Annotated in this window: 19 protein-coding genes and 3 rRNA genes; 2 read left to right on the plus strand and 20 right to left on the minus strand. The window is 66.7% G+C overall.

What is annotated here, in order from left to right; all coding sequences use genetic code 11:
* Positions 1 to 7: 7 nt before the first annotated feature.
* The 11 genes from EDD90_RS24415 to EDD90_RS24470 form a co-directional block, all read right to left on the minus strand.
* Positions 8 to 1,093, minus strand: a complete 1,086-nt coding sequence (locus EDD90_RS24415; RefSeq protein WP_123975193.1) for an NAD-dependent epimerase/dehydratase family protein — start codon at positions 1,091 to 1,093, stop codon at positions 8 to 10.
* A gap of 170 nt (positions 1,094 to 1,263) precedes the next feature.
* Positions 1,264 to 1,362, minus strand: a complete 99-nt coding sequence (locus EDD90_RS24420) for a 30S ribosomal protein bS22 (protein ID WP_003948845.1) — start codon at positions 1,360 to 1,362, stop codon at positions 1,264 to 1,266.
* Between the two features lie 129 nt (positions 1,363 to 1,491).
* Positions 1,492 to 1,701, minus strand: a complete 210-nt coding sequence (locus tag EDD90_RS24425; RefSeq protein WP_123975194.1) for a helix-turn-helix domain-containing protein — start codon at positions 1,699 to 1,701, stop codon at positions 1,492 to 1,494.
* 130 nt (positions 1,702 to 1,831) lie between these two features.
* Positions 1,832 to 2,647: a phosphatase gene (locus EDD90_RS24430; protein ID WP_123981572.1), complete on the minus strand. Its 816-nt coding sequence runs from the start codon at positions 2,645 to 2,647 to the stop codon at positions 1,832 to 1,834.
* A gap of 320 nt (positions 2,648 to 2,967) precedes the next feature.
* Complete coding sequence (locus EDD90_RS24440; RefSeq protein ID WP_123975196.1) at positions 2,968 to 4,140, minus strand: acetoin utilization protein AcuC; 1,173 nt, start codon at positions 4,138 to 4,140, stop codon at positions 2,968 to 2,970.
* Positions 4,091 to 5,308 (minus strand): MFS transporter, encoded by a 1,218-nt coding sequence (locus EDD90_RS24445; RefSeq protein WP_123975197.1) that lies wholly within the window; start codon positions 5,306 to 5,308, stop codon positions 4,091 to 4,093. The genes EDD90_RS24440 and EDD90_RS24445 overlap by 50 nt, the downstream gene beginning before the upstream one ends.
* Before the next feature lie 81 nt (positions 5,309 to 5,389).
* On the minus strand, positions 5,390 to 6,121 hold the full coding sequence (locus tag EDD90_RS24450) for a VC0807 family protein (protein ID WP_123975198.1): 732 nt from the start codon (positions 6,119 to 6,121) through the stop codon (positions 5,390 to 5,392).
* Positions 6,122 to 6,214: 93 nt separating this feature from the next.
* Complete coding sequence (locus EDD90_RS24455) at positions 6,215 to 6,859, minus strand: HAD family phosphatase (protein WP_123975199.1); 645 nt, start codon at positions 6,857 to 6,859, stop codon at positions 6,215 to 6,217.
* Between the two features lie 62 nt (positions 6,860 to 6,921).
* A 5S ribosomal RNA gene (gene rrf, locus EDD90_RS24460) occupies positions 6,922 to 7,038 on the minus strand.
* 91 nt (positions 7,039 to 7,129) lie between these two features.
* Positions 7,130 to 10,233: ribosomal RNA gene (locus tag EDD90_RS24465) — 23S ribosomal RNA — on the minus strand.
* Positions 10,234 to 10,513: 280 nt separating this feature from the next.
* Positions 10,514 to 12,037, minus strand: a 16S ribosomal RNA gene (locus EDD90_RS24470).
* Together the 16S, 23S and 5S rRNA genes form the textbook arrangement of a ribosomal RNA operon.
* Positions 12,038 to 12,860: 823 nt before the next feature.
* Here EDD90_RS24470 and trpS point away from each other — a divergent pair.
* Positions 12,861 to 13,907, plus strand: coding sequence for a tryptophan--tRNA ligase (trpS, locus tag EDD90_RS24480; protein ID WP_123975200.1), 1,047 nt, complete (start codon positions 12,861 to 12,863; stop codon positions 13,905 to 13,907).
* Between the two features lie 64 nt (positions 13,908 to 13,971).
* Here trpS and proC read toward each other — a convergent pair whose 3' ends face one another.
* The 8 genes from proC to EDD90_RS24520 all read right to left on the minus strand — a co-directional run bounded on the left by proC (position 13,972) and on the right by EDD90_RS24520 (position 19,327).
* Complete coding sequence (gene proC / locus EDD90_RS24485) at positions 13,972 to 14,784, minus strand: pyrroline-5-carboxylate reductase (RefSeq protein WP_123975201.1); 813 nt, start codon at positions 14,782 to 14,784, stop codon at positions 13,972 to 13,974.
* 72 nt (positions 14,785 to 14,856) lie between these two features.
* On the minus strand, positions 14,857 to 15,654 hold the full coding sequence (locus EDD90_RS24490; RefSeq protein WP_123975202.1) for an ABC transporter permease: 798 nt from the start codon (positions 15,652 to 15,654) through the stop codon (positions 14,857 to 14,859).
* Complete coding sequence (locus EDD90_RS24495; RefSeq protein ID WP_123975203.1) at positions 15,651 to 16,457, minus strand: ABC transporter ATP-binding protein; 807 nt, start codon at positions 16,455 to 16,457, stop codon at positions 15,651 to 15,653. The genes EDD90_RS24490 and EDD90_RS24495 overlap by 4 nt, the downstream gene beginning before the upstream one ends.
* Positions 16,458 to 16,711: 254 nt before the next feature.
* Positions 16,712 to 17,509, minus strand: coding sequence for a class I SAM-dependent methyltransferase (locus EDD90_RS24500; protein ID WP_123975204.1), 798 nt, complete (start codon positions 17,507 to 17,509; stop codon positions 16,712 to 16,714).
* A 209-nt stretch (positions 17,510 to 17,718) separates the two neighbouring features.
* Complete coding sequence (locus EDD90_RS24505) at positions 17,719 to 18,225, minus strand: EamA/RhaT family transporter (protein WP_123975205.1); 507 nt, start codon at positions 18,223 to 18,225, stop codon at positions 17,719 to 17,721.
* A gap of 55 nt (positions 18,226 to 18,280) precedes the next feature.
* Positions 18,281 to 18,619, minus strand: coding sequence for an SH3 domain-containing protein (locus EDD90_RS24510; protein WP_185149201.1), 339 nt, complete (start codon positions 18,617 to 18,619; stop codon positions 18,281 to 18,283).
* Between the two features lie 28 nt (positions 18,620 to 18,647).
* Complete coding sequence (locus tag EDD90_RS24515; RefSeq protein ID WP_260328028.1) at positions 18,648 to 18,929, minus strand: SH3 domain-containing protein; 282 nt, start codon at positions 18,927 to 18,929, stop codon at positions 18,648 to 18,650.
* A 77-nt stretch (positions 18,930 to 19,006) separates the two neighbouring features.
* Positions 19,007 to 19,327, minus strand: a complete 321-nt coding sequence (locus tag EDD90_RS24520; protein WP_123975207.1) for an SH3 domain-containing protein — start codon at positions 19,325 to 19,327, stop codon at positions 19,007 to 19,009.
* A gap of 179 nt (positions 19,328 to 19,506) precedes the next feature.
* On the opposite strand from EDD90_RS24520, the gene EDD90_RS24525 reads away from it, so the two are divergent.
* Positions 19,507 to 21,636, plus strand: coding sequence for a serine/threonine-protein kinase (locus EDD90_RS24525; RefSeq protein WP_123975208.1), 2,130 nt, complete (start codon positions 19,507 to 19,509; stop codon positions 21,634 to 21,636).
* Between the two features lie 68 nt (positions 21,637 to 21,704).
* Here the strand turns inward: EDD90_RS24525 and ilvD are convergent, their stop codons facing one another.
* Positions 21,705 to 23,558, minus strand: a complete 1,854-nt coding sequence (ilvD, locus tag EDD90_RS24530; RefSeq protein ID WP_123975209.1) for a dihydroxy-acid dehydratase — start codon at positions 23,556 to 23,558, stop codon at positions 21,705 to 21,707.
* Positions 23,559 to 23,698 lie beyond the last annotated feature (140 nt).

Consider the following 23,698-nt stretch of genomic DNA (forward strand, 5'->3'; position numbering starts at 1 on the left):
GCGCTCCTCAGTTGGCGCTCTGGGTCGGAGGATTCGTCGCGGTCCGCGCCGGCGTCTGCCCGCCGCTCAGGACGGGCAGCGCGGCGATCCGGTCGACGGCCGCGGCCACCGCCTGCGGCGGCAGCAGCCCCGGGGTCTGGGCGCGCACGAAGTCCGCGAACGTCTCCGCCGTCGTGTACTTCGGCTTGAATCCCAGCGTCTCGCGCATCTGGTCGGTGGACACCACCCGGCCGTGTGTCAGCAGCCGGATCTGTTCGGGCGAGAAGTCGCTCATGCCGAGCGTCCGCACCAGGGACCCGGCCCAGGTGACCGCCGGCAGCAGCAACGGCACGGTGGGCCGCCCCAGCCGCCGCGAGCACTGCGAGAGCAGCAGCACACCGTCACCGGCGATATTGAACGTGCCGCTGTTCAGCGTCCCCCGCTCCGGCTCGTGCGAGGCGATCCGCAGTACCTCGACGACATCGTCCTCGTGCACGAACTGCAGCCGCGGGTCGTACCCGAGGACGGTGGGCAGCACGGGCAGTGAGAAATAGGAGGCGAGCGGGGTATCGGCGGTCGGGCCGAGAATATTGGCGAACCGCAGCACGCACACGGCCACATCGGGCCGCCGGCGCGCGAACCCCCGCACATACCCCTCCACCTCCACCGTGTCCTTGGCGAACCCGCCGCTGGGCAGCGATTTCGGCGGCGTCGTCTCCGTGAACACGGCCGGATCCTTCGGCGCGGAGCCGTACACATTCGTACTGGACTTGATCACCAGCCGCTTCACGTTCGGCGACTTCTGACAGGCGCCGAGCAGTTGCATGGTGCCGATGACGTTGGTCTCTTTGACGGTGGCCCGGCTTCCGCTGCCGAGCGGTGTTCCGGTCACGTCCATGTGGACGACGGTGTCGGCACCGCTCTCGGCGAGAACCCGCGCGATACTCGGCTGCCGGATATCGGTCTGGATGAAGTCCGCCCCGCCCAGATGGTGCTCCGGCGCCACCGCGTCCACGGCGACGACCCGGTCCACCTCGGGGTCACGCTGAATGCGTCGTACGAACCGGCCCCCGAGCTGACGGGCCACTCCGGTCACGAGCACGACCTTCCCCAAGATCAGCGCCTTTCTTCCGTGTTCCCGTATGCGGGCCAACTTAGCGGGTCGGTGTTGCGCTGGCATGACCCCCAGCAGGCCACACCGCACCACTGCGGCCGGAAAACGCACGTGGCCCCCCACCGTACTGGTGGGGGGCCACACACAAGCTCTCGCGGCTCGTGCCGTAATTACTTCTTGTTACGACGCTGAACGCGCGTGCGCTTGAGCAGCTTGCGGTGCTTCTTCTTGGCCATCCGCTTGCGCCGCTTCTTGATAACAGAGCCCACGACTACCCTCGCTCACTTCTCATCACTCGGTGCTGGGCGCCATGGGCCCATACGACCTACGAGGGGCTAGCCTACCCGTCCGAGCGCTGAGGTCGTAATCGAGGTGCTCCGGGTATCCCGAAATAGCCGTCAGGCGGTCTCCACCCCCACATAGCTCTCGCGAAGGTACTCGTGTACCGCTTGCTCGGGGACGCGGAAGGACCGCCCCACCCGGATCGCGGGCAGATGACCGCTGTGCACCAGCCGGTACACGGTCATCTTCGACACTCGCATCACCGCGGCAACCTCCGCCACGGTAAGGAACACAACCTCGTTGAGAGGCCTCTGGTCTGCAGCCATGTCACACCCGAACCTTCCGCACTCGACGGGCCACCGGCTTCCCCTTCCGGTGACTCTTCGTCGTTGCGTGCTCACTCCCCAATGTAGGGGCGGGTGATGCGAGTGGGGAAGAGGTGCACCCATCGGCGGCCTACTGTGACAGACACGCCCGATTGAGTACGTAGCGGGTAAGCGGCGTGTAGTAATCAGACCGCACGCCGTCATCAACCGGAACGGCGACGGACACGGTCCCCTCTGCCTCCCCCACAAAGACCGCGGGGTCATCCGTATCCGCAAGACCAATGGCCTCAAACCCGAGCTGACCTGCACCGCAGACCCAGCCATGGTCCCCGACCACGAGCTCGGGCAACGGCCCGCCGGCGCCCGCCGCCGCATCCAGCGCCACCCGAACCGGCAGCGGCGAATGCGTGTGCGCACCCGGCGCACAACCGGGGCGTTCACGGCCCACTTCTCTCATGAACCCGATACCTCGTACGTAATCGAGGTTGCACGTACGTAGACCGAACCGGGTCGTTATGTCGACACAGCGACCCTGCGCAGGGGTGAGGACCTCACATCCCGCCGCCGACAACGCGTCCGCGAGACCGGCGTAGAACCCGATCAGCCGATGCGGATGCCCGGTCCCGAACAGCACGGGCGCACGACGCCGGGCAACGTCCCCCACTCGCTCGGCGAAGGCGTCCAGCGCGGCCACCGTGCGTCCGGGATCGATCACATCATGCCCTGAAACACACCGCGGATCGTCCGAAACCCCGCACTTGGCAGCCATCAACCGAACCAACTCCGCTTCCCCCCATCCCCCTTGTGGATCGATCCCGATCAACACCCGAGGATCCCGAGCGGCGAACAGCCGATAACTCCGAAGACTCCGCTCCCGGGAGGTGCCCACCACCCCGGCAAGCCGAACAGCCACCAGATACGCACGAAGCTCACCAACACTCAACACGGCTGAGATGGTGACGGACAAAGCCCCGGAAGAACCTGGAAACGGGGCAACACCGCACGGTTGGCCCAACGACCAGTCGCACTCCCAGCCGCATCAGCCACACCCCAGCCCGTCCGGGGGTACCCCCTCTGGGGGAGTTCGAGAACGAAGGCCGGTCCGCACCCCCTCCAGCCCGTCCGGCGCTTGAGGACGAGGCCGTTCAGGCCGAAGCGGGGGTCTGGGGGCGGCAGCCCCCAGGACGGGGCCCACCCGGCGGGGGTCGAAGGGGGCGCAGCCCCCTGGTGATGGGACGGGTAGGGGCGGCGGGGGCGAGAAAACCCCTACGCCAGCAGCCCCCGCAGCGGGAACACCGCCCGCCGGGTGGCCAGCACCGCCTGGTCCAGGCGATCGGCCGGGTCGTACCCCGACTCCCACGACGCCCACCCCACCGGCCACCGACCGTCCGTCATCCGCCCCGGTCCCAACTGCCGAGTCCGGGCGAACACTTCCTGCCGCCACCCCTCGGGAACCAGCGTCTCGGGCTCGATCTCCCGCCCCGCCGCGATCCCCACCAGATGCGTCCAGGACCGGGGCACGACATCCACCACCTCGTAGCCACCCCCGCCCAGCGCGACCCACTTCCCCCCGGCGTACTCGTGCGCCAGCTCATGACACGCCACCTGCGCGGCCCGCTGCGCGTCCAGCGACACGGCGAGATGCGCCAACGGATCCTCGAAGTGCGTGTCGGCCCCGTGCTGGGTGACCAGCACCTGCGGCCGGAAGTCGGCGACAAGCTCCGGCACGACCGCATGGAACGCCCGCAACCACCCCGCGTCCCCGGTCCCCGCCGGCAACGCCACATTCACGGCGGCCCCCTCCCCCGCCCCGGCCCCGACCTCCTGCGGCCACCCGGTCTGCGGGAACAACGTACGGGGATGCTCGTGCAGCGAGATCGTCAGAACCCGCGGATCCTCCCAGAACGCGGCCTGCACCCCGTCCCCGTGGTGCACGTCCACATCCACATAGGCGACCCGCTCGGCACCGAGCTCCAGCAGCCGGGCGATGGCGAGCGAGGCGTCGTTGTAGATGCAGAACCCGGAAGCCGCCCCGGGCATCGCATGGTGCAGCCCGCCCGAGAAGTTCACGGCGTGATCGGCATCCCCCCGCCACACCGCCTCGGCCGCCGCCACCGACTGCCCGGCGATCAGCGCGGACACCTCGTGCATCCCGGCGAAGGCGGGATCGTCCACCGTGCCCAGCCCGTACGACTGGTCGGCCGCCGCAGGGTCCGCCGAGGCCGCCTTCACGGCCTCGATGTAGTCCTCCCGGTGCACCAGCCGCAGCGTCGACTCCCCGGCCGGCTTCGCCGCGACGACCTCCACCGCCCGGTCCAGCCCGAAGGCACTGACCAGACTCCGGGTCAACGCCAGCCGGACCGGATCCATCGGATGACCCGGACCGAAGTCATAGCCCGTTACTTGCTCGTCCCACATCAGCTGTGCGCGGCCGCTCATGCCCGCCACCGTATCGGTCCGACCTGGTCGCGAACGAACGGGCGTACACCAACGTCACCAGCACCAACACCATCGGCACCAGCATCGCCCCGCGATAGCTCCACGCATCGCCCAGAGCACCCACCAACGGCGAACCGATCAGGAACCCGACGTAGTTGAAGATGTTCAGCCGGGCGATGGCCGCGTCCGAAGCCCCCGGGAAGAGCCGCCCCGCCGCCGCGAAGGTCTGCGGCACCAGCACACACAACCCCAGCCCCAGCAGAGTGAACCCGGCCATCCCGACCCACGCCCCGGGCGCGACCGCCACCACCACGAACCCCGCGGCCGCCACCAGCGCCCCGAGCCGTACGACGGTGACGGCCCCGAACCGCCGTACCCCGAAGTCCCCGATCGCCCGCCCGACCAGCGTGGTCACCATGTACACGTTGTACGGCACGGTGGCGAGCTGCTCACTGCTCCCCAGCACGTCCTTCAGGTACTTCGCACTCCAGTTGGAGACGGTCGAGTCCCCGATATAGGCGAAGGACATCACCAGACACAACGGGAGCAGCAGCTTGAAGACGACACCGCCCCCACCCGCGGCCGACTCCCCGTCCGCCACCGGAGCGGGCTCGCCGTCCACGTACCACCGGCTGCCCACCAGAGCCGCGGGCAGCAGCACCGCGACGACCGGCAGATACGACACCCACAGCGCGAGATGCCAGTGCGCCCCCACCCAGGCCAGCGAGGCCCCCAGAATCCCGCCCAGGCTGTACGCGGCATGGAAGCTCAGCATGATGCTGCGCCCGTACGTCCGCTGCAGACTCACCCCGAGCATGTTCATCGACGCGTCCAGCGCCCCGACGGCCAGGCCGAACACCGCGAGCGACACCGCCAGCCCGGCCATCTGCCCGCCGGCTCCGACCCCGAGGAGCGCCAGCATCACCACGGGCTGGGACCAGCGCAGCAGCCGGCTGGGCCGTATTCGCTTCACCAGCTGCTCGGTGGTGACACTGCCGACGCCGGCCAGGATGGGCACGGCAGCGAGAAAGACCGGCAGCAGCGCGTCGGAGACGCCGTACCGGTCCTGGATCGCGGGAATGCGCGTCACCAGCAGCGCGAAGGTGGCGCCCTGGGTGAAGAAGCTGAACGCCAACGAGGCCCTACCGCGCCGCAGCACATCTGTCATGGCGGCGAGCGTAGGGCCCCGGCGTACTCGTGGGTAGATCCGGCCAAAGATGAATTTCCTTCAGCTTTACTTTCGTGCCGCTCAGGCGGCGATCGCAAGCTCCTGTTCCTGCTCCTGCGCGGCTTCCCGGCGCTTCACCTCGTCGGTGATCAGGCGGGCCATCGGCTCGGCGGCGGCACCACCGCAGACCACCATCCCGAGGGTGATGGCGACGGCCATGAAGACCGAGCCCAGCCAGACCATGGTGTCCACGGGGATCGTGTAGGCGCCGACGACCCTGGCCACGCACTCCGCCGACAGCACCAGACCCCAGATCACGGAGAAGACCCGCTCCTTGCGCAGGAACTCCACCGAACCGGCCGCGGTCCCGGACGCCAGCCGCTCCCAGGCGGCCTCCCGGGCCGTGTCCCCCTTCACCAGGAAGGGCTTCAGCCCGGCCGTCATCATCGGCTTCCCCAGCGCCACCGACACCAGGATCCCGATCCCGACCGTGCTGCTGACCGCACCGTCCTTGGCGAGCATCAGCCGCGGGTCACCGGAGACGAAGCTCAGCGCCAGTCCGACCACGTTCACGACGAGGATCAGCGCCGCCAGCCCGTTGACCCGACGCTCCTTCACCACACTCCAGACCGTCCGCACGGCCGGCACCACGCTGCTCCAGGCGAGCGCCGCGAAGGTGCTCATCCCGAAGGCCCCCTTGAAGAAGTAGTACGACCCGAGGGGCACCGCCACATCCACGATCAGCGGCCGGAGGTTCTCCAGCACGCTGGGCTGCTGCTTGCTCCGGGACCCGGTGTTCGTCGTCTTCGTCATGCCCTCAGCTTCGCGTCCGGGCGGGGTCCCCCAGTAGAAACGAACGTCCGGAGCCCGGCATGACAATTGTCAGCCCCGCCGTGCTGCCCTCGGTCATTCCAGCAGGTCAGCCAACTGCCCGAGGTCGGCGAAGAGTTGGGTGGCATCCGACAGCCGGTCGGCCGGCGTCATCGCCGTGAACCCGTACACGTCCATCCCGGCCGCGACAGCCGCCCGCACCCCCAGCGGACTGTCCTCCACGACGGCACAACGCCCCGGCGCGACCCCCATCCGCTCGGCCGCGTACAGGAAGAGATCCGGCGCCGGCTTCCCCCGCCCCACATCCTGCGAACTGAAGACCCTCGACTCGTCGAACCACCGGTCCAGCCCGGTCGTCCGGTGCCCCACCCGAATCCGCTCATGACTCCCGGACGACGCCACGCAGTACGGCACCCCGTCCGCCGCCAGCCGCTCCAGCGCCTCCGCCGCCCCGGCAACGGGCTTCAACTCCCGCTCGAAGGCCGCGAACACCCGCGCATGGAAGACATCGTCGAAGTCGTCCGGCAGCCGCTTACCCGTGCGCTCCTGGACGAGCTCATGGACCCGGTGCATCGCGGACCCCATGTAGTCGCGTATGGAGTCCTCGTAGGAGGTCGGGTACCCCAGCTCGGTGAGATAAGCGGCCAGGAGCCGGTTGGAGATGGGCTCGCTGTCGACGAGGACGCCGTCGTTGTCGAAGATAACCAGGTCGTAGCGCATACCACCGAGCCTAAACGCAGAAAGCCCCCGCATCTTTCGATGCGGGGGCTTTCCCAATATTTGTTCGGCGGCGTCCTACTCTCCCACAGGGTCCCCCCTGCAGTACCATCGGCGCTGTGAGGCTTAGCTTCCGGGTTCGGAATGTAACCGGGCGTTTCCCTCACGCTATGACCACCGAAACACTATGAAACTGTGAATGCCGCACCATGCCGTGACCCTGGCATGGGGCTGTTCGTGGTTTCAGAACCAACACAGTGGACGCGAGCAACTGAGGACAAGCCCTCGGCCTATTAGTACCGGTCACCTCCACCAGTTACCTGGCTTCCAGATCCGGCCTATCAACCCAGTCGTCTACTGGGAGCCTTACCCTCTTATAGAGGTGGGAGTCCTCATCTCGAAGCAGGCTTCCCGCTTAGATGCTTTCAGCGGTTATCCCTCCCGAACGTAGCCAACCAGCCATGCCCTTGGCAGAACAACTGGCACACCAGAGGTTCGTCCGTCCCGGTCCTCTCGTACTAGGGACAGCCCTTCTCAAGACTCCTACGCGCACAGCGGATAGGGACCGAACTGTCTCACGACGTTCTAAACCCAGCTCGCGTACCGCTTTAATGGGCGAACAGCCCAACCCTTGGGACCGACTCCAGCCCCAGGATGCGACGAGCCGACATCGAGGTGCCAAACCATCCCGTCGATATGGACTCTTGGGGAAGATCAGCCTGTTATCCCCGGGGTACCTTTTATCCGTTGAGCGACGGCGCTTCCACAAGCCACCGCCGGATCACTAGTCCCGACTTTCGTCCCTGCTCGACCCGTCGGTCTCACAGTCAAGCTCCCTTGTGCACTTACACTCAACACCTGATTGCCAACCAGGCTGAGGGAACCTTTGGGCGCCTCCGTTACTCTTTAGGAGGCAACCGCCCCAGTTAAACTACCCATCAGACACTGTCCCTGATCCGGATCACGGACCCAGGTTAGACATCCAGCACGACCAGACTGGTATTTCAACGACGACTCCACCCGAACTGGCGTCCGAGTTTCAAAGTCTCCCAGCTATCCTACACAAGCCGAACCGAACACCAATATCAAACTGTAGTAAAGGTCCCGGGGTCTTTCCGTCCTGCTGCGCGAAACGAGCATCTTTACTCGTAGTGCAATTTCACCGGGCCTATGGTTGAGACAGTCGAGAAGTCGTTACGCCATTCGTGCAGGTCGGAACTTACCCGACAAGGAATTTCGCTACCTTAGGATGGTTATAGTTACCACCGCCGTTTACTGGCGCTTAAGTTCTCAGCTTCGCCCCGACGAATCAGAGCTAACCGGTCCCCTTAACGTTCCAGCACCGGGCAGGCGTCAGTCCGTATACATCGCCTTACGGCTTCGCACGGACCTGTGTTTTTAGTAAACAGTCGCTTCTCGCTGGTCTCTGCGGCCACCCCCAGCTCAAGAGGAAAACTCTCTCACCAGGTGTGGCCCCCCTTCTCCCGAAGTTACGGGGGCATTTTGCCGAGTTCCTTAACCATAGTTCACCCGAACGCCTCGGTATTCTCTACCTGACCACCTGAGTCGGTTTAGGGTACGGGCCGCCATGAAACTCGCTAGAGGCTTTTCTCGACAGCATAGGATCATCCACTTCACCACAATCGGCTCGGCATCAGGTCTCAGACTATGTGCTGTCCGGATTTGCCTAGACAGCGTCCTACACCCTTACCCCGGGACAACCACCGCCCGGGATGGACTACCTTCCTGCGTCACCCCATCACTCACCTACTACAAGTCTGGTCCGTCGGCTCCACCACTTTCCTTTCCCCGAAGGGTCCGGAACGGCTTCACGGACTTAGCATCGCCTGGTTCGATGTTTGACGCTTCACAGCGGGTACCGGAATATCAACCGGTTATCCATCGACTACGCCTGTCGGCCTCGCCTTAGGTCCCGACTTACCCTGGGCAGATCAGCTTGACCCAGGAACCCTTAGTCAATCGGCGCACACGTTTCTCACGTGTGAATCGCTACTCATGCCTGCATTCTCACTCGTCAACCGTCCACAACTACCTTCCGGTGCTGCTTCACCCGGCAGACGACGCTCCCCTACCCATCACAGCACCCGTTGGGGCTATATGCTGCAATGACACGACTTCGGCGGTACGCTTGAGCCCCGCTACATTGTCGGCGCGGAATCACTAGACCAGTGAGCTATTACGCACTCTTTCAAGGGTGGCTGCTTCTAAGCCAACCTCCTGGTTGTCTCTGCGACTCCACATCCTTTCCCACTTAGCGTACGCTTAGGGGCCTTAGTCGATGCTCTGGGCTGTTTCCCTCTCGACCATGGAGCTTATCCCCCACAGTCTCACTGCCGTGCTCTCACTTACCGGCATTCGGAGTTTGGCTAAGGTCAGTAACCCGGTAGGGCCCATCGCCTATCCAGTGCTCTACCTCCGGCAAGAAACACACGACGCTGCACCTAAATGCATTTCGGGGAGAACCAGCTATCACGGAGTTTGATTGGCCTTTCACCCCTAACCACAGGTCATCCCCCAGGTTTTCAACCCTGGTGGGTTCGGTCCTCCACGAAGTCTTACCTCCGCTTCAACCTGCCCATGGCTAGATCACTCCGCTTCGGGTCTTGAGCGTGCTACTCATACGCCCTATTCGGACTCGCTTTCGCTACGGCTACCCCACACGGGTTAACCTCGCAACACACCGCAAACTCGCAGGCTCATTCTTCAAAAGGCACGCAGTCACACCGAAGTGCTCCCACGGCTTGTAGGCACACGGTTTCAGGTACTATTTCACTCCCCTCCCGGGGTACTTTTCACCATTCCCTCACGGTACTATCCGCTATCGGTCACCAGGGAATATTTAGGCTTAGCGGGTGGTCCCGCCAGATTCACACGGGATTTCTCGGGCCCCGTGCTACTTGGGTGTCTCTCAAACGAGCCGCTGATGTTTCAGCTACGGGGGTCTTACCCTCTACGCCGGACCTTTCGCATGTCCTTCGCCTACATCAACGGTTTCTGACTCGTCTCACGGCCGGCAGACCGTGAAAGAGAGATCCCACAACCCCGTATACGCAACCCCTGCCGGGTCTCACACGCATACGGTTTGGCCTCATCCGGTTTCGCTCGCCACTACTCCCGGAATCACGGTTGTTTTCTCTTCCTGAGGGTACTGAGATGTTTCACTTCCCCTCGTTCCCTCCACACTGCCTATGTGTTCAGCAGTGGGTGACAGCCCATGACGACTGCCGGGTTTCCCCATTCGGAAACCCCCGGATCAAAGCCTGGTTGACGACTCCCCGGGGACTATCGCGGCCTCCCACGTCCTTCATCGGTTCCTGGTGCCAAGGCATCCACCGTGCGCCCTTAAAAACTTGGCCACAGATGCTCGCGTCCACTGTGCAGTTCTCAAACAACGACCAGCCACCCATCACCCCCAAGCCAGAGCCTGGAGTTCACTGGGGCCGGCGACTGAAGGAAGATCATTCCCTCAGACACCCAACAGCGTGCCCGGCCGAACCCCGCCCGAAGATCATGCGTTCCACGCTCCGAAGAGCAGTACTTGCAGCCTCCGACCCGAGAGTCAGACCGAATAATCAACGTTCCACCCATGAGCAACCGTGCAGGTCATTCGCCTGCAGTCGGCTATGTGCTCCTTAGAAAGGAGGTGATCCAGCCGCACCTTCCGGTACGGCTACCTTGTTACGACTTCGTCCCAATCGCCAGTCCCACCTTCGACAGCTCCCTCCACAAGGGTTGGGCCACCGGCTTCGGGTGTTACCGACTTTCGTGACGTGACGGGCGGTGTGTACAAGGCCCGGGAACGTATTCACCGCAGCAATGCTGATCTGCGATTACTAGCGACTCCGACTTCATGGGGTCGAGTTGCAGACCCCAATCCGAACTGAGACCGGCTTTTTGAGATTCGCTCCACCTCACGGTATCGCAGCTCATTGTACCGGCCATTGTAGCACGTGTGCAGCCCAAGACATAAGGGGCATGATGACTTGACGTCGTCCCCACCTTCCTCCGAGTTGACCCCGGCGGTCTCCTGTGAGTCCCCATCACCCCGAAGGGCATGCTGGCAACACAGAACAAGGGTTGCGCTCGTTGCGGGACTTAACCCAACATCTCACGACACGAGCTGACGACAGCCATGCACCACCTGTACACCGACCACAAGGGGGCGCCTGTCTCCAGACGTTTCCGGTGTATGTCAAGCCTTGGTAAGGTTCTTCGCGTTGCGTCGAATTAAGCCACATGCTCCGCCGCTTGTGCGGGCCCCCGTCAATTCCTTTGAGTTTTAGCCTTGCGGCCGTACTCCCCAGGCGGGGAACTTAATGCGTTAGCTGCGGCACCGACGACGTGGAATGTCGCCAACACCTAGTTCCCACCGTTTACGGCGTGGACTACCAGGGTATCTAATCCTGTTCGCTCCCCACGCTTTCGCTCCTCAGCGTCAGTAATGGCCCAGAGATCCGCCTTCGCCACCGGTGTTCCTCCTGATATCTGCGCATTTCACCGCTACACCAGGAATTCCGATCTCCCCTACCACACTCTAGCTAGCCCGTATCGACTGCAGACCCGAGGTTAAGCCTCGGGCTTTCACAATCGACGTGACAAGCCGCCTACGAGCTCTTTACGCCCAATAATTCCGGACAACGCTTGCGCCCTACGTATTACCGCGGCTGCTGGCACGTAGTTAGCCGGCGCTTCTTCTGCAGGTACCGTCACTCTCGCTTCTTCCCTGCTGAAAGAGGTTTACAACCCGAAGGCCGTCATCCCTCACGCGGCGTCGCTGCATCAGGCTTTCGCCCATTGTGCAATATTCCCCACTGCTGCCTCCCGTAGGAGTCTGGGCCGTGTCTCAGTCCCAGTGTGGCCGGTCGCCCTCTCAGGCCGGCTACCCGTCGTCGCCTTGGTGAGCCATTACCTCACCAACAAGCTGATAGGCCGCGGGCTCATCCTTCACCGCCGGAGCTTTTAACCCTCACAGATGCCCGTGAAAGTGTTATCCGGTATTAGACCCCGTTTCCAGGGCTTGTCCCAGAGTGAAGGGCAGATTGCCCACGTGTTACTCACCCGTTCGCCACTAATCCCCACCGAAGTGGTTCATCGTTCGACTTGCATGTGTTAAGCACGCCGCCAGCGTTCGTCCTGAGCCAGGATCAAACTCTCCGTGAATGTTTACCGGTAATCCGGTGCACACACACGAGAGCGGAACAGTCGGAGGAATGATCCGACCGTTCACAGCGTCCTCGCTGTGTTTTTTCAAAGGAACCTCGACCATCGGAATGTCCCGACGGACGGGGTATCAACATATCTGGCGTTGATTTTTGGCACGCTGTTGAGTTCTCAAGGAACGGTCGCTTCCTTTGTACTCACCCTCTCGGGCTTTCCTCCGGGCTTCCCTTCGGTGTTTCCGACTCTATCAGATCTTTTTCCGATCCGATTTCCTCGGTGCTTTCCAGGTTCTCGCTTTCGCGTTTCCCTTTCCGGCGGTTCCGACTCTATCAGATCCTTTCGGCGTCTGATTCCCAGTCAGAGGGGGTTGTCATCCCGGCCGCTGGGCCGTTCCGACGAGTGAGACTTTAGCGGATTCCCGGCCTCCGAGCTAATCGGGGGCCGCGTCCTTTCGAACGTGGATTCCTCATTTCGCAAATGCGCACACCGAAGCGCACGACGACGGATCGCCGATGGCTGGTAGGTACTTGCGGAATGGCTGTCCGGGGACCGACCGGAGTCGGCGCTCACGTCGGACAACTCGGAGAACTTTACGTATCGGGTTGGGGTGTGTCAACTCGCGGTGGCACGGCGCCCCACCGGCGTATGGTGAACGGCATGACTACGCGTACGTACACCCAGCAGTGGTGGGCCGCCTGACGGCGGCCGTGCTCACGTATGCGTTCAACGGCCGCCGCCTCGGCGGCCGTTCGCGTATCTCCCTCCAGAGCCACTGAGGGCCGGCCGCTCGGGACGGCGGCTCCGACCAGGAGGTGGAGAGGGAATGACACGGGTCTTCAGTGGGATCAAGCCGACCGGGCACCTGACGCTGGGGAACTATCTGGGCGCCATGCGGCAGTGGGCCGCGGTGGACCAGCACCAGGCCGACGCGCTGTTCTGCATCGTCGATCTGCACGGGATGACCGTGGACCACGATCCGGCCCGATTGCGCCGGCTGACCCGGCAGGCGGCGACGCTGCTGCTGGCCGCGGGGCTGGATCCCGAGCTGTGCACCGTGTTCGTACAGAGCCATGTCGACGAGCACACCCGGTTGTCGTACGTCATGGAGTGCGTGGCGACCGACGGGGAGATGCGGCGGATGATCCAGTACAGGGAGAAGGTCGCGAGCGAGGGGGCGCGGGGACGGGGTGTGCGGCTGTCCTTGCTGACGTACCCGGCACTGATGGCGGCGGACATCCTGGCTTACGGGGCGGACGAGGTGCCGGTCGGGGACGATCAGGCGCAGCACGTGGAGCTGACGCGGGATCTGGCGGTGCGGTTCAACCAGCGGTACGGGCACACGTTCGTGGTGCCGAAGGCGACCGTGCCGACGGTGGCGGCCCGGGTGATGAATCTGCAGGATCCGACGTCGAAGATGGGGAAGAGCGACGACTCGGGGCCGGGGATCGTCTATCTGCTGGACGAGCCGGACGTGATCCGGAAGAAGGTCATGCGGGCTGTGACCGACAGCGGGCGGGAGGTCGTGTACGACCGGGAGGAACGGCCCGGGGTCGCGAATCTGCTGGAGATTCTCGCTGCGTGCACGGGCGGGAACCCTGAGTCACTGGCAACCGTTCACGATTCGTACGGCGCTCTGAAGAAGGCCGCCGCGGAGGCGGTGGTGGAGGTACTCAGGCCCGTGCAGGCCAGGCACAAGGAGTTGTGTGCCGATCCGGGATATGTGGAGGGGGTGCTGCGGCATGGAGCGGAGAAGGCTCGGGCGATCGCCCGGCCGATTGTCGATACCGCTTACAGGGCGATCGGCTTGTTGCCGCCGGGCGCCTTCGCGGAGTCGGTGGCGCCCGAGCTCGCGTTGAACGCAATGCGGTAGGCGGGGTGGGCGTGGGGGCTGGTGGCGATGCGACAGCTCAGCCACCGCCCCCTTGAGGTGAGCGTCAGTCCTTCTTGCCCGAGGCGAGTTCGCGGCTGCGGTCGCGGGCGGCTTCGAGGGCGGCGATGAGGGCGGCCCGTACGCCGTGGTTCTCCAGTTCGCGGATGGCGTTGATGGTGGTGCCGGCGGGCGAGGTGACGTTCTCGCGGAGCTTGACGGGGTGTTCGCCGCTGTCGCGGAGCATCACGGCGGCTCCGATCGCGGACTGGACGATCAGGTCGTGGGCCTTGTCGCGGGGCAGGCCGAGCAGGATACCGGCGTCGGTCATGGCCTCGACCAGGTAGAAGAAGTACGCCGGGCCCGAGCCGGAGAGGGCGGTGCAGGCGTCCTGCTGGGACTCGGGGACCCGGAGGGTCTTGCCGACGGCGCCGAAGATCTCCTCGGCGTGGGCGAGGTGGGCGGCGGTGGCGTGGCTGCCGGCGGAGATGACCGACATCGCCTCGTCGACGAGGGCGGGGGTGTTGGTCATGACGCGGACGACCGGGGTGCCTGCGGCGAGGCGCTCCTCGAAGAAGGAGGTGGGGATGCCCGCGGCGCCGCTGATGATGAGGCGGTCGGCGGGGACGTGCGGGGCGAGCTCGTCGAGGAGGGTGCCCATGTCCTGCGGCTTGACCGTGAGGATCAGGGTGTCGGCGGTCTTCGCTGCCTCGGCGTTGGTGACCGGAGTGACTCCGTGGCGGGTGCGGAGTTCTTCGGCACGTTCGGGGCGGCGGGCGGTGACCAGGAGGTCGGCGGGTGCCCAGCCGGCGCGGATCATTCCGCTGAGCAGGGCTTCGCCGATCTTGCCGGTGCCGAGGACTGCGACTTTCTGACTCATGCGGTTCAGTCTGGCACCGGGGTCAGGGGAGCGGGGTGGTTGTCCGCCGGCCGGAACGCGGCCCTGCCCGGGTCACGCCGTGCGTCGCCGCAGGGTTGCCGCGCCGAGGGTCAGTACGAGCAGTGCGCAGCCGGCGACGATCGCGATGTCCCTGACGAAGGTCGCGGTCATGTCGGTGTGGTGGAGGACCTCGTTCATGCCGTCGACGGCGTAGGACATGGGCAGGACGTCGGAGATGGCTTCCAGGACGGGGTGCATCTCGGAGCGGGGGGTGAACAGGCCGCAGAGGAGGAGTTGGGGGAAGATCACCGCGGGCATGAACTGGACCGCCTGGAATTCCGAGGCCGCGAAGGCCGAGACGAAGAGACCGAGGGCTGTGCCGAGCAGGGCGTCGAGCAGGGCGACCAGGAGCAGTAGCCAGGGGGAGCCGGTGACGTCGAGGCCGAGGAACCAGACGGCGAGGCCGGTGGCGAGGGCCGACTGGATGATCGCGAGGGTGCCGAAGGCGAGGGCGTAGCCGGCGATGAGGTCGGCCTTGCCGAGGGGCATGGCGAGGAGGCGTTCGAGGGTGCCGGAGGTGCGTTCCCGGAGGGTGGCGATGGAGGTCACCAGGAACATCGTGATGAGCGGGAAGATCCCGAGGAGCGAGGCGCCGATGTTGTCGAAGGTGTGCGGGCTGCCGTCGAAGACGTAGCGGAGCAGCACCAGCATCAGGCAGGGGATGAGGAGCAGCAGCGCGATGGTGCGGGGGTCGTGCCGGAGCTGGCGCAGCACGCGGGCGGCGGTGGCGGTGGTTCGGGAGAGGCTGAGGGTGCGGACGGGAGCGGCCGTGGCGGTCGCCGTCCGAGTGGTCGCCGGCTGAGTGGTCATCGTGCCGTTTCCTTCGTGCGGGCGTTGGCGGCCGCTTCGTCGACGAGGTGGAGGAAGGCGGCTTCGACCGTGTCGGAGCCGGTGCGGGTGCGGAGGGCCTCGGGGGTGTCGTCGGCGAGGATCTCGCCGTCGCGCATGAGGAGGAGGCGGTGGCAGCGCTCGGCCTCGTCCATGACGTGGGAGGAGATGAGGAGGGTGGCGCCGCGGGCGGCGATGGCGTGGAAGAGGTGCCAGAGGTCGCGGCGCAGGACGGGGTCGAGGCCGACGGTGGGTTCGTCGAGGACGAGGAGTTCAGGGGTGCCGAGCAGGGCGACGGCGAGGGAGACGCGGCTGCGCTGTCCGCCGGAGAGGTTGCCGGCGAGGGAGTCGGCGTGGCTGGTGAGGTCGACTTCGCCGAGGACGCGTTCGACGTCGGCGCGGCGGTCGGGGGTGGGGCGGTTGGGGTCGAGGATCGAGCCGAAGTAGTCGAGGTTCTGGCGGATGGTCAGGTCGTCGTAGACGGAAGGGGCTTGGGTGACGTAGCCGATGCGGGTGCGGAGGGAGGGGTGGCCGGCGGGTCGGCCGAGGACGTCCAGAGTGCCGGAGACCTTGGCCTGGGTCCCGACGATCGACCGCATCAGCGTCGACTTTCCGCATCCGGAGGGGCCGAGCAGGCCGGTGATCTGACCGCGGGGGACGGTGAAGTCGAGGCCGCGGAGGACTGTGCGGGGGCCGCGGATCGCGGTGAGTCCGGCGGCCCGGACGGCATGCGGCAGGGCTGGGTTGCCGGGGGCCGCGGGCGGCTCCGGCGAGTAATTCATCATGTGATGAATAATGGGCCGGGGGGTGGGCGGCGTCAAGGGGCGGGGGTTGGGGCGGCCGTGCACGCTGGGGGATGCGCGGGGCGGGGGGCGCTCACCGGCGCCGGCGGGGTGCCGCGGCTGAATGAAAGACACGGCCGGACAGCGCCTCGTCAGGGGCGCTGGGGGTACCCCCAGCCTTCGGCTGGGGGAGGAACTGCGCGATCAACCCCCACCGGCCCGCAGCCGAAACACTGGAGCGGGCCGGTATCGGTTCCTCAGGAGTTGAGGGCTACCAGAAGGAGCACGTCGTAGGTCTCCTCGACGACTCCGTCCGGAAAGACCTTCAAGAGGTGGCCGCGTTCCTCTGCGAGGAAGGCGGTGCGGCGGTCCTGGGGGGTGACGAGGAACGCCGAGTGGCTGGAGATGTTGGCGAGGTGGGTGTCGAGGGGGACCCGACGGCTCCAGCGGACCTCGCGGCGGCTGAAGCGGAGCCGGCCGCTGGGGTCGGCGAGGTCCGTGCGGTCGGTTCCCTTGTTCTGCTCGGTCACGACGTCGATGCCGAAGAAGCGGCTGATGCGGGCGGAGGCGTCGGCGATCCACTCGACGTCGAGGGCGCTGGTGTTCCACCACAGCGCCAGCGCGCCGCCGGGACGCAGCACGCGCAGGGCCTCCGGCACGGAGTGGGCGGTGTCGGTCCAGTGCCAGGCCTGGGCGTAGGTGATGAAGTCGGCGGTGCCGTCGGCGAGGGGAAGGGCGTTGCCGTTGCCGCGGACGACGGGGACGTCGGGGAGCGTGGCCTGGAACTGCGCCGCCATGCCCTCCCCCGGCTCCACCGCGACCACGTCGGCGCCGCGCGCGTGCAGGAGGGCGGTCGCGATACCCGTACCCGCGCCGACGTCGGCCACCCGGGCGCCGGCGAGGGGGCGGCCGGCCTCCTCCTCGACCGCGTCGAGGAGGGCGGACGGGTAGGAGGGGCGGTTCGCGGCGTACTGGGCCGCTGCGGCGTTGAAGGACCGGGCGCGGGCGGCGCGGGAGGGGGCGGGGTTCGGGGGGCGCGACTGGCTTGTGGTCATAAGGCCATCGTCCCGAGGGTGGAGCAGGGGGCGACAGAGGTTTTCCACGGGCCCTGAGCATTCATCCGGCCACCGCCAGGCCGGGCGGCCTGGGCGACGGCGCATCCACCGCGCGTCTACGGTGCATCCGCTACGCCGCGTCGCCGAAGCGGCCGGGGACAGGGCGTCTCCCGGCAGTCAGGCCGGTCCGGCCGCCCCGGCGGGTGGTCTCAGCTCTTTCGCTTCTTCTTCGCCGGGTTGCCCGAGCGGCGCGTGGTGCGGTGTTCGTGCTCCTGGACCGCGGTGTCGTACTCGGTGCGGTGGAGTTTCTCGCCGGGGGCCTCCGTCAGGGAGCGGAAGAAGTAGGCGAGGAGGGAGCCGACGAAGCCGATGGCGAGGAGGCCGCGCAGGGAGGCCTGGCGTTCGGGGTCGGGGCGCTTGCCGAAGGACTCCCAGGTGTTACGGAAGGCGAGGGCGCTGCAGATGGCGAACATCGCGACGACGAGGACGGTCACGAAGGAGCCGGTCTCGGCGAGCTGCACGCCCTCGTAGGCGAGGCGGAGGACCAGGCAGGAGCCGACGGCGGCGGCGAGCGAGCCCACGGCCACGCCGATCCGGCGGGCGGTGTAGCCGTCGTCGTGGTTCGCCCAGGACGTGCCGAAGAAGCGGAGGGGCTCGGGGCGGGGGCCGCCGGTGGAGCCCGCGGGGGTGTCCGGGGTGCCTGGTTCGTCGCTCACGGGACGATTATGGCGCCGAGGGCCGCGGGCTCCGGGGCGGGGCCGGTGTGACCGGTCAGGAACAGCGGGCGGTGACGTAGCCGTCACTGCCCGTGTGGACGTAGGTGTCCGAGACGTACGCGCTGCCGCCGATGTTGTCCCAGATGTTCGAGGTGCCGTAGTAACCGGACACCGTCGTACCCGGCTTCTGGCAGAAGAGCTCCACCACGGAGCTCGCGGACAGGACGCGGACGATGCTGTAGGAGGTGCCCGGACCGCTCCGGACGTTCAGCTCGACCGGGGCGGTGGTGTAAGAGCTCGCGGCTGTCGCCGTCGTGGCCCAGCCCAGCACCATCATGGCGGACGTGGCGGCTGTGCCGGCGAGCATCAGCGCCCGGCGCCTCGGCGGGGTCATGGTTGTGGCCGTCCTTTCAAGGGTGCGGTCAGGCGCAGCGGTCGGCGACGTAGCCGTCGCTGCCTGTGTGGACGTAGGTGTCGGAGACGTATTCGCCGTTGTCGATGTTGTCCCAGATGTTCGACGTGCCGTAATACCCGGACACCGTTGAACCGGGCGTCTGGCAGAAGATCGGGACCTTGGTGCCCTCGGGGAGGGTCCGCGTGATGCTGTAGGTGGTGCCCGGGCCGCTGCGGACGTTGACGCGGACGCCCGGGGCGACCGAGTACAGCGATACGGCGGAGGCGACCGAAGCCGAGCCCAGGATCATGAGGAAGGCTCCTGCGGAGCCGGCGAGAAGGATGGAAGCGCGTCTTACGGGTGTCATCTCAGTCCCCCTGGACCGGATCAGGAGCAGCGGTCGGCCACGTAGCCGTCGCTGCCAGTGCTGACGTAGGCGTCTGCCACGAACTCGCCGTTGCTGATGTTGTCCCAGATGTTCGACGTGCCGTAATACCCGGACACCGTCGTACCAGGCGTCTGGCAGTAGATCGGGACCTTGGCGCCCTCGGGGAGGACGCGGGTGATGTCGTAACCGGTGCCGGGGCCGCTGCGGACGTTCAGGCGGACGCCCGGGGCGACCGAGTAGTAGCGCACGGATGCCGCCAGCGTCGTGACAGCCTCCTCCTCGCCCCCGCTCTCGGCCTTCTGCGTGTTTTCGACGGACATGTAGTGCTCCCCCACTGGACCCATGAGTGCCATGGAGTCCCGTTGATTCCCTGCGATCGAGCCACGAAACACATGTGCGTAACTCGCACGCGGACGCTAGCAAGCCGCCTCTGTGTCGCACGAGTTATCGACTAGGCTCCGTGCGTCGCGCTCCGCGGAAACAGCACGGAGGTGGTCCCTTGACGCCACAGCGCAACACCGGAGCGGGCGCGGAAGCGGAACTTCCCGAGTACGCCGGGCACTACCGCCTGGAGTCCTGCCTGGGTTCGGGTGGCATGGGTGTGGTGCACCTGGCGCGCAGCACCTCGGGGCTGAAGCTCGCCGTGAAGGTCGTGCACGCCGAGTTCGCCAAGGACCGCGAGTTCAGGGGGCGTTTCCGGCAGGAGGTGGCCGCCGCGCGCAAGGTCAGCGGCGCCTTCACCGCCCCTGTCGTGGACGCCGACCCCGAGGCCGAACGGCCTTGGATGGCCACCCTCTTCATCCCCGGACCGACGCTGTCCGAGCACGTGAAGCGGAACGGGCCCATGCCCCCTGCCCAGTTGCGACGGCTGATGGCCGGGCTAGCGGAGGCGCTGGGCGATATTCACAGGGTCGGGGTGGTGCACCGCGATCTCAAGCCGAGCAATGTGCTGCTCGCCGAAGACGGTCCGAAGGTCATCGACTTCGGCATTTCCCGGCCGAAGGACAGTGAACTTCGGACCGAGACCGGGAAGTTGATCGGTACGCCGCCGTTCATGGCGCCCGAGCAGTTCCGTCGCCCCCGGGAGGTCGGGCCCGCCGCCGACATCTTCGCGCTCGGGTCGGTGCTGGTGCACGCGGCGACCGGGCGGGGGCCGTTCGACTCCGACAGCCCCTATGTCGTCGCGTACCAGGTCGTGCATGACGAGCCCGACATCACGGGGATACCGGAGGAACTCGCTCCGCTGGTGCTGCGGTGCCTCGCCAAGGAGCCGGAGGACCGGCCGACGCCCGAAGAACTGATGCGTGGGCTGCGGTCGTTGTCGGCGTCGTACGACACGCAGGCGTTCATACCGGCACAGCGGACCACGGTCACCGACGAATCCGGTGACGCCCGTGAAACGCTGGATCCGGATCCGCCGAAGGCTAAGGAGCAGGAGCCGGGGCGACCGCGCAGGCCACGCCTCAGCCGACGGGTCATCCTGGCCACGGGCGCCGCCGTGCTCGCGTTGGGCACGGTCGCGGCTCTGGCCCTGTGGGCCGCGGGCAACAGCCCGCAGCCGCAGGAGAGCAACCCGAGGACAACGGCCGCTGCCTTCGCCGCCTGGCAGGCGAACCCGATCGCCAAGAACGTGACCACTCCCCAATGCGCGGACGGCGACGGGAGGTTGTTCTGCACCGAGGCATCCGTGGCCTTCGCCCTGAACCCGGTGACGGGTGCCGTGCTCTGGCGGCACTCCGTCCCGAACGCCCACTGGAGCAGGCCCCCGGCCTTCTCCGGCGGCCTCGTCCAGCTCATCACGGACGAGGGACATGTGTCAGCGCTCGATCCGGACTCGGGCAGGAGTCGATGGCAGCGGGACCTGCCCGCGAACGTGGGGATGAAGTACGCCGGCGACATGCTCCTGCTCGTACGCGCGGGCGGCACGGTCACCGGAGTGGACGGTGCGACCGGCACCACCAAGTGGAGTCGGCCGACAGGGGGTCACAGCACGCCCCGGATCAGCTTCTTCCCCTCGGACCCGTCGTCGGCGTATGTGACCAGTACGTCCGACAACGGGGCCAGCACCCGGGTCACCGCCATGGATCCGGCAACCGGAGACGTTCGCTGGGAAACACGGTTGCAGGGTCTGCTGACGCCGGTCGGCGCGCAGGACGGGGCCGTCTTCCTACTGGTCACGGATCCGGAGTACGGCGACACAGATGCCGTGGTCCGCTACGCGCCGGAGTCCGGGGCGACTCGCCGGGTCAAACTCCCCGTACCGCGTGCGGACGCACAGGCCGGCGTACACGGCGGGGTGGTCTACGTGCTGGCCGCCACCGGCTCACTCGATGCCGTCGACATGGATGCGGGCAAGCGCATCTGGCACCTGGAGACCTCGGTGAGCCGAGGCTCGGCACCCGTCGCCGACAACCGGCATGTGTACTTCTCGGCGGCCGACGGACGGCTCATGGCCGTTGACGCGGCCAGTGGAAAGGCCGCAGGACAGACCTCGTCCCGGTTCGGATCGGGCACGGGCGGAGTCGCCACCTCGGTGCCCGCCCCCCTGATCGTCGGCACCCACATCTACGCCACCGCCCCCGACGGCACCGTCTTCGCCGTGGACGCGGACGACCCCGGCGCCTGGTGACGTCGTACACAAAACGGTGAGGGGCCGCCCCCCATAAGGAAGGCGGCCCCTCAGTCGCTAGCCGCGGTTCAGCCCAGCTTTGTCACGTCGCGGACCGCGCCCTTGTCGGCGCTGGTGGCCATCGCGGCGTAGGCGCGCAGCGCCGCCGAGACCTTGCGCTCGCGGTTCTTCGGGGCGTACACGCCGTTCAGGGCCTGCTCGCGGCGGGACAGTTCGGCCTCGTCGACGAGAAGCTCGATCGTGCGGTTCGGGATGTCGATGCGGATGCGGTCGCCGTCCTCGACGAGGGCGATCGTGCCGCCGGACGCCGCCTCGGGGGAGGCGTGGCCGATGGAGAGGCCGGACGTGCCGCCGGAGAAACGGCCGTCGGTGATCAGCGCGCAGGTCTTGCCCAGACCGCGGCCCTTGAGGAAGGACGTGGGGTAGAGCATCTCCTGCATGCCGGGGCCGCCCTTGGGACCCTCGTAGCGGATCACGACGACATCGCCGTCCGTGACCTGCTTGTTGAGGATCTTCTCGACCGCTTCCTCCTGCGACTCGCAGACGACCGCGGGGCCCTCGAAGGTCCAGATCGACTCGTCGACGCCGGCCGTCTTCACCACGCAGCCGTCGACGGCGAGGTTGCCCTTGAGGACCGCGAGGCCGCCGTCCTTGGAGTACGCGTGCTCGACGCTGCGGATGCAGCCTTCCGCCGCGTCCTCGTCCAGCGCCTCCCAGCGCTCGGACTGGGAGAAGGCCTCGGCGGAGCGGACGCAGCCGGGGGCCGCGTGCCACAGCTCGACCGCCTCGGGGGACGGGGAGCCGCCGCGCACGTCCCACGTCTTCAGCCAGTCCGCCAGGGACGGGCTGTGGACGGAGTGGACGTCCTCGTTGAGGAGGCCGCCGCGGTGCAGCTCGCCGAGGAGGGCGGGGATGCCGCCGGCCCGGTGCACGTCCTCCATGTAGTACGTGCGGGTCTTCGCGACGTTCGGGGCGACCTTCGCCAGGCAGGGCACGCGGCGGGACACCTCGTTGATCTGCTCCAGGCCGAAGGGGACGCCCGCCTCCTGGGCGGCGGCCAGCAGGTGCAGGATCGTGTTCGTGGAGCCGCCCATCGCGATGTCGAGGGCCATGGCGTTCTCGAACGCGGCGAAGGTGGCGATGTTCAGGGGCAGGACCGTGTCGTCGTCCTGCTCGTAGTAGCGGCGGGTGATGTCCATGACCGTGGTGGCCGCGTCGACGTACAGCTGCTTACGGGCCGTGTGGGTGGCCAGGACCGAGCCGTTGCCGGGGAGGGAGAGGCCGATGGCCTCGGTCAGGCAGTTCATCGAGTTGGCGGTGAACATGCCGGAGCAGGAGCCGCAGGTCGGACAGGCGTTCTCCTCGATACGGAGGATGTCCTCGTCCGAGATCTTGTCGTTCACGGCGTCGGAGATCGCGTCCACCAGGTCGAGCGTGCGGACCGTGCCGTCGACCAGGGTCGCGCGGCCGGCCTCCATGGGGCCGCCGGAGACGAAGACCGTGGGGATGTTCAGGCGCAGGGCGGCCATCAGCATGCCCGGGGTGATCTTGTCGCAGTTGGAGATGCAGACCAGGGCGTCGGCGCAGTGCGCCTCGACCATGTACTCCACGCTGTCCGCGATCAGGTCGCGGGAGGGCAGGGAGTACAGCATGCCGCCGTGGCCCATCGCGATGCCGTCGTCGACGGCGATCGTGTTGAACTCGCGCGGGATGCCGCCCGCCTCCTTGATCGCCTCGGAGACGATCCGGCCGACCGGCTGCAGGTGGGTGTGGCCCGGGACGAACTCGGTGAAACTGTTGGCGACCGCGATGATCGGCTTGCGGCCGATGTCCGCGCCGGGTACACCGGAGGCGCGCATAAGGGCGCGGGCGCCCGCCATGTTGCGGCCGTGGGTGACTGTGCGGGACCTCAGCTCGGGCATCGCGCTCGCTCCTTCAGACAAGTAGGGCCGCTAACGAGCGTACGCCCGTTGTTCAGGCCTCGGGACGAGGCGTCCGGAATGCGGGACGAATATCTCAGCGAATGCCTCAGAGAATGTCTCAGCGGCGCTGGTCACTGCCT

Source organism: Streptomyces sp. Ag109_O5-1 (assembly GCF_003814875.1).
GTDB lineage: Bacteria > Actinomycetota > Actinomycetes > Streptomycetales > Streptomycetaceae > Streptomyces > Streptomyces sasae.